The organism is Methanoregula sp. (assembly GCF_049690535.1).
Lineage (GTDB): Archaea > Halobacteriota > Methanomicrobia > Methanomicrobiales > Methanospirillaceae > Methanoregula.
The window spans coordinates 1-10,331 of record NZ_JBAVMX010000105.1; the positions used below are offsets into that span (position 1 = coordinate 1).

General features: G+C 56.5%; 10 protein-coding genes and 2 tRNA genes. All 12 read right to left on the reverse strand.

The features are described 5' to 3' along the window. The coding region (locus tag WCE46_RS07880) for a signal recognition particle receptor subunit alpha (protein WP_424733147.1) at positions 1 to 1,025 on the reverse strand (1,025 nt) is incomplete at its 3' end. After that, positions 1,022 to 2,053, reverse strand: coding sequence for a signal recognition particle-docking protein FtsY (gene ftsY, locus WCE46_RS07885; RefSeq protein ID WP_424733148.1), 1,032 nt, complete (start codon positions 2,051 to 2,053; stop codon positions 1,022 to 1,024). The genes WCE46_RS07880 and ftsY, both read right to left, overlap by 4 nt. 17 nt (positions 2,054 to 2,070) lie before the next feature. After that, a complete protein-coding gene (pfdA, locus tag WCE46_RS07890; protein ID WP_424733149.1) occupies positions 2,071 to 2,547 on the reverse strand; it encodes a prefoldin subunit alpha in 477 nt (158 codons plus the stop codon). 227 nt (positions 2,548 to 2,774) lie between these two features. Continuing rightward, positions 2,775 to 3,890, reverse strand: a complete 1,116-nt coding sequence (gene thiI, locus WCE46_RS07895; protein WP_424733150.1) for a tRNA uracil 4-sulfurtransferase ThiI — start codon at positions 3,888 to 3,890, stop codon at positions 2,775 to 2,777. Between the two features lie 16 nt (positions 3,891 to 3,906). Next, the gene (locus WCE46_RS07900; protein ID WP_424733151.1) at positions 3,907 to 4,212 is read right to left on the reverse strand and encodes a DUF1894 domain-containing protein; all 306 of its coding nucleotides are present in this window, start codon (positions 4,210 to 4,212) and stop codon (positions 3,907 to 3,909) included. After that, positions 4,191 to 4,673, reverse strand: coding sequence for a DUF1890 domain-containing protein (locus tag WCE46_RS07905; RefSeq protein WP_424733152.1), 483 nt, complete (start codon positions 4,671 to 4,673; stop codon positions 4,191 to 4,193). The genes WCE46_RS07900 and WCE46_RS07905 overlap by 22 nt, the downstream gene beginning before the upstream one ends. Next, the gene (gene metX / locus WCE46_RS07910; protein WP_424733156.1) at positions 4,670 to 6,148 is read right to left on the reverse strand and encodes a homoserine O-acetyltransferase MetX; all 1,479 of its coding nucleotides are present in this window, start codon (positions 6,146 to 6,148) and stop codon (positions 4,670 to 4,672) included. Before metX ends, WCE46_RS07905 begins: the two co-directional genes overlap by 4 nt. Positions 6,149 to 6,157: 9 nt before the next feature. Next, positions 6,158 to 7,453: an O-acetylhomoserine aminocarboxypropyltransferase/cysteine synthase family protein gene (locus tag WCE46_RS07915; protein ID WP_424733153.1), complete on the reverse strand. Its 1,296-nt coding sequence runs from the start codon at positions 7,451 to 7,453 to the stop codon at positions 6,158 to 6,160. Between the two features lie 61 nt (positions 7,454 to 7,514). After that, positions 7,515 to 8,894 carry an O-phospho-L-seryl-tRNA:Cys-tRNA synthase gene (pscS, locus tag WCE46_RS07920; RefSeq protein ID WP_424733154.1) on the reverse strand — a complete coding sequence of 460 codons (1,380 nt, stop codon included), beginning with the start codon at positions 8,892 to 8,894 and terminating at the stop codon, positions 7,515 to 7,517. Positions 8,895 to 8,907: 13 nt separating this feature from the next. Further along, positions 8,908 to 8,978: transfer RNA gene (locus WCE46_RS07925), tRNA-Cys, on the reverse strand. Between the two features lie 385 nt (positions 8,979 to 9,363). Then, a complete protein-coding gene (locus WCE46_RS07930) occupies positions 9,364 to 9,654 on the reverse strand; it encodes a hypothetical protein (RefSeq protein WP_424733155.1) in 291 nt (96 codons plus the stop codon). Positions 9,655 to 9,849: 195 nt separating this feature from the next. After that, positions 9,850 to 9,921: transfer RNA gene (locus tag WCE46_RS07935), tRNA-Cys, on the reverse strand. Between the last annotated feature and the right edge of the window lie 410 nt (positions 9,922 to 10,331).

Here is a 10,331-nt window from a genome sequence, read left to right on the forward strand (position 1 = left end):
CTCATGATCTGCTTTAAGGGGCCCATCTTGTTGAGGGCTTCGAGCTGCTTGTACATGTCGCGGAGGGTGAAGTGGCCCTTCATCATCGCTTCCATGTCCACCTCTTCGGCCATCTGGGCCTCCTGGACCTTCTCATAGAGTGCCTGGAGATCGCCCATCCCGAGGAGCCGGGAGATAAAGCCGTTCGCATCGAAGCGTTCGAGGTTCTCGATGGTCTCCCCGGCGCCGATAAAGACAATGCCGCTCTTGGTCTCGGCAACGGCAGAGAGGGCACCGCCACCTTTTGCAGTGCCGTCCATTTTCGTGATGATCACGCCATCTATCCCGATCGCTTCATGGAACCGGCGTGCCTGCTCGCTTGCCTGCTGGCCGAGTGCGGCGTCTATCACGAGCCAGCGGTGGGTGGCTTTGGTGATCGCGTTGAGGTCGATGATCTCCTGAATGAGATCCGGCTCCAGCGCGTGGCGTCCCTGGGTATCGACGATGATCACTTCGAGGTCCTTGATTGCGACAAGTCCCTCTCTGACAATCTTCCGTGCATCGGTAGCCTTCGGGTCGCCAAAGCAGGGGACGTTGATCTTCTCGCAGAGTGTCGAGAGCTGGCCATAGGCACCGGGCCGGAAGGTATCGGCGCAGATCACGCCGACCTTCATGCCTTTTTTCTGGAAGTAACGGGCGATCTTTGCCGTCGTCGTGGTCTTGCCGCTCCCCTGGAGGCCGGCCATCAGGATGACCTGCGGTTCGAGTTTTAAGTCCGCTGTTGCATAGACGAGCCGGACAAGCTCCTGGTAGACGATGCGGAGGACGTGTTCGCGGACATTGGTATTTTTCGGCAGCTCCTCGTCAAGCGACCGGGTCCGGATCGCCTTCGAGAGATCCATGACGAGTTTGACATTCACATCAGCCGAGATGAGCGCACGCTGGAGATTTTTGACCAGTTCATCGACTGCAGCGCGGTCGACAACGGCTTTACCGGCAAGCTTTTTGAGCGCATCCTTGAGCGAGGATGAGAGCGTATCCATCACGAGAGACCACCTCCGAGAAGTTCCTCAACGACTGCACCGGGCTCGAATGGCATAATATCCTCGTATGCCTGCCCGGTGCCCAGAAAGAGCAGGGGTTTTCCGATGGTGTGGGCAATCGAGATCGCCGCCCCGCCCCGTGAGTCCATATCGGCCTTGGTGAGCACGATGGCATCGGCCCCGACCGTCCGGTCAAACTCCGCAGCCCTGACGACCGCATCGTTCCCTGCCACGGCTTCATCGACGTAGATGATGAGGTCAGGTTTCATCACACGCCGTATCTTGTCGAGCTGGCTCATGAGGTTTGCCTTGGTGTGGAACCGGCCTGCAGTATCCGCGAGCACCACGTCAATCTTGTGGGAGACGGCGTACTGCACGGTATCGAAGAGCACCGCAGAAGGATCGGCGCCGGTCTGGTGCTCTATGATCTTGATGCCAAGCCGTTCAGCGTGCACGCCGATCTGCTCGATGGCCCCGGCCCGGTAGGTGTCGCCGGCCCCGATCACGACCGAGAAGCCCTGCTTCTTGAGGTACGCGCCGATCTTTGCGACGGTCGTGGTCTTGCCGGTCCCATTCACCCCGGTAAAGAGGATTTTGACCGGCCGGTCATGGCTCCGGATATAGGCGGGAAGATCAAGACCTTTACCGAGCACGTTTAAGAGGGCAGTTTTGAGAGCCCTCATAACAAGCGCATCGACAGATTCGCCGATCTTCCGGTGTTTCCCGACAAGACCGGCACGGATGTCTGCGATGATCGCATCGGCAACCGGCAGGGCTACGTCACTTTCGAGCAGGGTCATCTCCAGTTCGTCGAGCGCCTCGGCGACATTCTTTTCAGAGACAACCAGTTCGCGGTCGATGACAAGGATCTTGACTTTTTCTGCAAGCGTCGGGTTCTTTTGCGGGGTTGCGGGAGGAGACAGGGAGGGCTGTTCAACCGGCGCTGGCGATGCCACTTCCGCTGCTGCCCCGATGCTGCCGGCAAGCCGGTTCCGTGCGGCCTGCAAACGTTCCCTGAGACCCGAAAACATGGACGAGAGTTCCCCGGTTATTCTTCGTCGTTCTCTTCGTTGTCGTGCGCGTGGTTATGATTGTGGCCGGCGTGGCTTTCCGGCGCTGCTGCCTGGGAATATCCCTGTTCGAGCCGTTTTGCGATCTCGTTCATCTGGTTTTTGAGTTTCTCCAGTGCCTCGGCAACCTTCTTCTGTGAGGCTTCCATCTCGGTGATCCGGTCCTTAAGGTACCCGACCGCATCCGGGTTGGTCTTCTCCACGATCACATCGGAACCGATATTGAGGAGGACTTTCTCCGGTTCGAGGATCTTTGCCCGGAGACTTGCCCCGGCGCCGATCTGGAGGAGCACGGTGCCATCGTCAGAAGCCACGAGCGCTTCAAGCGCCTCGATCGCGGCAAACGCCTCCATGCGCCCGTTCTCCATAAGTTCGAGCTGGCCGGCAAAGACCTCGGCCTGCTGTCCGTATTCCTTGAGGTAGTACTGGAGTGTTTCAAATTCACGCTGATCCATAGGTTGTGCTGCCAAGATTTCTGCCTCCCATATATATCGCGGGTAACTGGCTCTTTCTGATATGTTTGTCCGCAGGGAGCATAAATACATCATTGTGAACAGGATTTCCAGTTCCCTGAACGATGGGTTCTGGAAGGATACCCCCTCCGTAAAGCCCACAATTCTCATCACGTACTGGGTGGCTGCTGGGACGGGTGTAACCGCTGGGGGACACAACGGCCTCGCGTTCACCCCACCGGCAACGGCATCTTCGTCGCTTCCATATTCCGTTCCATCTCCAGGATTTCAGTTAAATGGGCTTTGGTCGAAGGCCCCTTGGGTACCGCTTTGCATCCGGTCGCCCTGCTCGTGGATTCATCGTAGGTCCCGATCTCCCGGGCGAGTACAATCGCATCCGCTTTGTCAAAGCCAATGAGCGGGCGGTAGACCGGGATCGTGGCCGCATCGGAGAGGACAACAAGGTTGTCGAGGGTCTGGCTCGCGACCTGCCCGAGCGACTCGCCGTTCACGATCCCCTTTGCCCCAACCTCCTGTGCGACTTTTTCAGCAATCCGGTACATCCGGCGCTTGCAGAAAAGGCAGGTGTATTTCTCCTGCCGGTTCCTGATCAGTTCTTTTTTTGCCGCCGCTAAGTACGGGTCGTGAATCACCCGGAGCTGGATATCAGGTTGGTACTTTCGCAGCACCTCCACCACCCGTTTGGCCCGGGCAAGCACCGTCTCGTCAAGGAATGTGTCGAGCGCGACAAAGATCGGGACGATCCTGCAGCCCCGCTTCATCATCATCCACGCCGCGACGGGAGAGTCAATGCCTCCCGAAACGAGTGCAACGAGCGTCCCCTCGACCCCGAGCGGGAGGCCACCGACACCTTTTATCACGGTGTCGTAGAGATAGCACTCGTCCTGCCGGATCTCTACGTGGATCTCCTTGTCGGGAGCGGCAAGGTTCACTTTCAGGTGCGGGAACGCCTTCCTGACGACATCGCCCAGTTCGATTGCCTTGTCATTCGAGGAAAAGCCGTGCCGCCCCACCCGTTTTATCCGCAGGGCAAACGTCTTTGCCTGCTCTATCCCGTGTGACCGGCAGTATTCGATAAGCGAATCTTCCAGCGATTCCTCATGCGGGACGTGTTCAACTTCAGAAAACGAGACGATCCCAAAGATATTCTTTAACAAATCTGGCCGCACATCACCGTTGAGCCAGATCCTGCCTCGCTCGCTCTGGATCTTTAAGTCCGGCATCACCTGCCGGATGTTGTTCATTAAGACACGTTCCCATTGCCGGCGCACCGGATCCGACTTCAAAAATATCTCCGAATACCTGACCAGCCATTTCTTCGACATTAAATTTCACCTTGTTTTACCGGTAACCGGCCTGTTTTTTTGTCTTTGCCGTTTTCCGGACACGTTCAACTTCTTCTTTTCCCTCGATACGCAGGAGATAGGTCCCGTGGCAGGGCTTTGTGTAGGGAAACGTGATCTTCGTCCCCTCTTCGATCCCAAGCACAATGGGAGGGAGACCTATGATGTACTCGTCGAAGAGCTTGTAGCCCGGTTCCACGTACCAGACTTCGGCGTAGTTCTTCTCCACGTACTCCCGGCATTCCTTAAAAGAAGCGCCCAGCGGGAGGATCTTCTCGTACTTCAGGTTCTCGATACAGCCCATCCAAGCACCTTGTTGATCTTCGCTTTGAGCTGCGCCGGGTTGTGCACCGCTTTTTCTGTGATTGTCTCGCAGGGGAAATTGATCTCCGCTGCGAGCGGTTCGGGGTCTTTCCCGAAGATGACGACGATAAACCGGCTCCCCGGGAGCAGGTGGCGCATGGTCGCCGCGTACGCGATGGCCGCATCGTTATGCGCAAAAACGATGCAGAGCGTGCAGTCCCGTTTTTTCTCAACGATCTCCGCAATGCACATCTCCAGCACGAACGTCTTTGTAATGTAGACGCCTTTCGGGTCCGAGACTTTCAGGAGGCCGAGCACCGAAGGGTTGCCGGTGACGAGTACGTCCAATCCCCGGTCGCGGAGGCCGGATGCAACGTAGAGTGCAAGCGCCTGCTGCACCGGCACCTCCGGGCAGCCGAGCACAATGATCGCCTTTTCTGGCGGTACCGCCGGATCGGTCACGGGTTCTGCCTCCCGACAAGGGTGCTGATCGCATCGCTCGTGATAAGCCCGATCACGTGCTGATCGCCGTCAACGACCGGCAGCGCCGAGATCGAATGGGCCTCCATCTTCTGTGCCGCATCCTCCACGGGTTCGTTCTCGGTGGTCGTGACCACGTCCCGGCTCATGATCTCGTCGAGCCAGAGGAAGTTGGACGCGACCGCCTTTGCGATGTCCCACGAGGTCACAATCCCCACGAGCTGGCCGCCGGAAGAACTCAACACCGGCAGGTGATTAACGCCGCACCGGATCATCCGCCGGGCGGCGACCGCGATCGTGGTGCCCTCTTCGATACACTCGACATTCCGGGTCATTACATCCCCGACCACTGTATGCGACAGGAACTTTGTGATCAGGTAGTTGAGCTGTCCTGATTCGAGCAGGAACGCGTCGTGGCCGTAGTTGGAACGGATCTCGCAGTAGTGCACCTCGCGCTCGTTTGCGGAAAGGGCGGTCACGATCTCCTGCGACTGGTAGGGCGGATAGAGCCAGTCCGATGATACGGAGATGACAAGGAACGCCGCCTTTGCCGCCGCAAGCCCGGTCGCGAGCGACCCGTCCTTTGTAAGGTCGAAGTAATCGATCGCTTTCGTGATGTAGAGGTATGAGTTGGCATCGAACCGTTTTGTGAAGGTATCCCCTTGATGGTGGAGGTAGCTCTCCACGGCAAACTCGGTCGAGAAATCAAACCCGACCTGCTCCTTTCCCTGGAGGTGCCGCCCGAACTTCGCATGCATAGACTCATCGGAGAGGTACGTGATGTGGCCGACCATCCGGGCAAGCGCGAGGCCGTGCGTGGGGATCCGTTTCCCGTAGTAGTCGCCGTTGTTCCAGTCAGGATCCGAGATGATCGCTTTCCTGCCGACCTCGTTAAAGGCGATTTGCTGGGGTGTTGAGTAGCCGGTTGCGGCGATCACGATCGCCTTTTTTACTATACCGGGGTACGCGACCGCCCACTGGAGTACCTGCATCCCGCCCATCGACCCGCCGGCGACCGCGTAGAGTTCAGTAATGCTGAGATGGTCGAGGAGAAGTTTCTGGGCGTTTACCATGTCTCTGAGGGTAATAACGGGAAAAGCAGCACCGTAGGGTTTGTTGGTTTCCGGGTTTATGGAGGAAGGGCCGGTCGAGCCCTTGCATCCCCCAAGGACGTTACTACATATGACATAATAGCGATCGGTATCGAATGCCTTGCCGGTACCGATAACCGCATCCCACCAGCCGGGCTTGTCGTCTCCTTCGTGGAACCCGGCAACATGGGCATCGCCCGACAGGGCATGGCAGACGAGGATTGCATTCGTCTTTTCCCTGTTCGGCTTTCCGTAGGTCTCATACGCGATTGTCACCCCGGGCAGGACGGCTCCGCTCTCAAGGATGAAAGGACCCGTGATCTCTACCTGTTTCGGTGTGACGATACCTAGAGAACCCTGGAGCATGCTCATATCCTAGACTTGGGCAAGTGCCTGATTAAGATCTTCGATGATGTCTTCGATGTCCTCGGTCCCGATAGAAAGCCGGACAAAGTCTGGAGTAACCCCGGTCTTTGCCTGTTCCTCGACCGTGAGCTGCTGGTGGGTGGTGCTTGCCGGGTGGATCACGAGGCTCTTTGAGTCGCCAATATTCGCGAGATCACTGAAGAGCTTGAGACTGTCGATAAACTTTCGGCTTGCCGTTTCCCCTCCCTTGATACCGACACCGACAAGAGGGCCGAAACCTCCGTGAAGGTACTTCTTTGTCAGTGTGTGGCTTGGGTTGTCCGGCAGGCCGGGGTAATTGACCCATGCGACCTTCGGGTGACCTTTGAGGAACTGTGCGACGGCGAGTGCATTCTCAGAGTGCCGGGGAACCCGCAGGTGAAGCGTCTCAAGACCGATCAAAAACAGCCACGAGTTGAATGGGCTTATGACGGCGCCGGTATCCCTCATGAGCGAGACCCGGATCTTAAAGACGAACGCGACATTCCCGAGACCCGGGAAGTTCCCGAACGTGTCCCAGTACTTGAGGCCGTGGTAGCCGGGGTCCGGCTCGGTGAACTCGGGGAACTTGCCGTTGTTCCAGGCAAACTTCCCTGAATCGACGATGACTCCCCCGATGGAATTCCCGTGTCCTCCGATGTACTTCGTAGCTGAGTGGACGACGATATCGACACCGTGGTTGATGGGCCGAACGAGGCCGACACCGGTCGTGTTATCGACGATGAATGGGATCCCGTTCTCGTGGGCAATCTTTGCGATGGCCTCAAAATCCGGGGTATCGAGTTTCGGGTTGCCCACGGTCTCGGCATAGATGGCCCGGGTCTTTTCATTGATGGCTTTTCTGAACTCCTCGGGTTTTTGTGAGTCCACAAAGACCACGTTGCGCCCGAACTTTGGGAGCGTATAGTGGAAGAACTCGTACGTGCCGCCATAGAGGTTATCGGCCGAGACAATCTCGTCCCCCGGCCGGGTGATGTTGAGGATCGCGTAGGTGATCGCGGCTGCGCCGGATGCCGTGGCGATCGCCCCGGTCCCGCCTTCGATGGCTGCGATGCGCTTCTCGAACACATCCGTTGTCGGGTTCATGAGACGGGTGTAGATATTCCCGAGTTCTCGCAGGCCAAAGAGGTTTGCGGCATGCTCGGTATTCTTGAATACGTACGATGTGGTCTGGTAGAGCGGGACCGTGCGGGACCCGGTCGTTGGGTCCGGCACCTGTCCGGCATGGAGGGCGACGGTGCCCAGTCTGAACTTCTTCTCGGTCATGAAATATCCTCGTTTCTGGTGTTTTGTCGTTTTTGGTTCTTGGGGATAAAGGGCGGCAGACCTATTTTTTGTCGGCTGCCTTTTCCACCTTAATCTCGTATTTTTCTGCAATCTCCGTGAATGCATCGGCAAGGTAGTGGATCTGGTCCCAGGTCAGGCCGTAGGTGTTGAGTTTCCACGTCCGGGTCGCACCTGCGAATTCGCCGACGATACCGCGTTTCGTGAGTTCATCGGAGAAGTAGAAGCCCCGGCGCTTGTGGGTCTGGGCCACGACATCGAAGCTTCCGGTCGTATCGACCTTCGTGAGCGAGTGCTTCCGCGGGTACTCCGAGAGCACCTTGCTTCCGTTGATCCGGAGCAGGGTATCGATGAAGTAGTTGGACTTCTTTACTTCCTCATCCCAGTGGAGCACCCGTTCTTTTACCGTGGGGAACGATGCCATCATTGACAGCAGCGTCCCGCCCATCAGCGTGCACCCGAGCATTTCCACCTCCTTGATACCGAATTTGCGTTTGGTAAGATCCCCGACCATTGCCGTGGTCCGGAGAGTTTTTGGGGCGTATTCCTCGCGTATCGCAAGGACCCCGGACGGCGCCACCGATGCCATACTCTTGTGTCCGGAGCCAACGACAAAGTCAGCACCGATCTTCTTGCCGTCGACCGGCTGGACGCCGACCGTATAGGCCCCGTTGTAGAGGAAGGGGATGTCGTACTGGTGGGCGACTTTCCCGATCCCGGTAATTTCGTGCTCGTTTGCATACTGGTAATCGAAGTGATCGATCATAACGAGCACCGGGAGTTTCCCGGTTTCAGCCTTGACGTCCTCGATCTTCTGGGCAGTCGCGTCCGCGGTCACGATATGCTTGTCGTTGAGCGGGACTTCCCGGACCTGGCCACCGGCATTTTCCACGGCCAAAAACTCGGTGTAGTGGGCAAGAGCCGAGACAATGACGCTGTCGCCTTTGTTGACAAGCGTGTTTGCGACTGCCTGGAACCCGCGCCGGGCACCGGGGACGACCCGGGCCTGATCCATGTTGAGCCACTTGGCGAGATCGGCATGGAACTCGTCGATGCCGGGCCGGGAGATCTTGTCGAGACGGAACGGTTTGCGGCAGAAATCACAGGTGGAGTATCCGTCACCGTAGGATATGAGTGCCTTTCGGGCTTCCGTCGTCAACCGTCCCGCCGCCTGGATGGGGTGGATGTTGATGTATTGTTCTTCGCGGGAACGGACATCGAGGGTCCCTGCGATCTTCGTTACCTTTGGGGTTCCGGTACCGGCCTCGAGGTCTGCAATGATGGCCTTGAGGTCTGAGACCTTTTTCGTGAACGCTGCCTCCTGCTCGGCGTTTAAACCGGTAGGAAGAGAGTCACGGAAGATCCCCCGGATCTCTTCAAGTTCGAAGAGTGCTTCAAATGTTTTCTGTACTCTGATACTCATGGGAACACCACGAAGCCAGGACCCGGAATCGAACCGGGATACACTGATCTGCAGTCAGTCGCGTAGCCTTTCCGCCATCCTGGCACTGTTTTTATTCACGATTGTGAATCTGACTATACTAAATAACAATCGTGAATATTTATAAGTTCTCCAATCGGCGGGTTTTTCCTAATCAGATTCTCCATCGTAAACTGGTGTTTTTTACCCGAAATTTATATGCCGGATGGAGATAATGCACGCAGGCGGATAATACGCTCCAGTAATCGGAATAAGGATTCTCTGGAATATTATATGTACCGCAAAAATACGATCTGTGTCCCGGACTTTTGCCGGGACACAAAGGAGGTCTCCTGCCAGCAAAAATGATCACCTCCATACCTGCGGTGGCAGAGTGGAAGGTGCCAGGGGAAAGGGCGTACCTCACATATCCTCGGGAATGTACCGAGTTCTTTCTTGTAAGGTACTGCCATCACATCGTCACAGCCCAGCCGGCCATGGCGGGACAACAGGAGTGCCCGAAGCTGGCGAGCGTGCCGATTATACTCTGTCTGTGCCGGTTGGTGCCGGAAACGGCCGAATAGAGGAGTAATATCCCGCCAGGGATGCCCGAAGAGACGATGACCTCTGTGGTTCCCCGGTCGTTTCGTTCCGGCAGGTGTCCCTCGTGTGACTTTTCTGTCAGTGCGGATACCGCCAGGATCAGGGTGATCACGCCGATGATGATGGTGAAAGTCGCGAGGTTTTTTCGTTGTGGTGCCATATTTTGTATTTCTTGTTCACGAAGGTGAACGGATATACTCTGGCGTGTTTTTATAAGATACGTCGACTGGCAGCAACGTTTGCTGCATACTGCCGTTTTTCATGAGCCCCGCAAAGAGCAGATTCTCCCCATCATGATTGGATTGTATTTATGGGGACAGAGGTATCTCCGGGGTAGTTAAACTCAAAGGAAAAGAGCCAAGGCCCGGATTCGAACCGGGTTGTAGCTGATCTGCAGTCAGCCGCGTAGCCACTCCGCCACCTTAGCAGGGATGTTCACCGTTGTGACATCGCACATCACCATTAACCGGATTTTTATTAATAGCCTGATTTGCCGGCAGTTTTTGCCGTAAACATTTGCTGGACCCGGATGTGACAGGAATTATTCACCGGCAGTTTTTGCTCGATTGTGGAGATTCATATGCCGGTCCTTCCCAGCAGTATATGTGTCGCTATGGTCGATCTCCTGGAAATGTACCCGCAGAAACCGGTTATTCCATAAACTTTTCCTGGACAGGAGCACGTTCTATTGCAACCTGTGTTACTGTCGCGACCCTGGCCGGTGTTTGCATCAGGGAAACCGGTTTGCAGTCCCGCGATGACTCAGTTAAAAAATGATTGTGTTCTCGTGGCCGGGCTGTAACACCGGATTTCTTTCGGGGCATACACCTTTTCAGG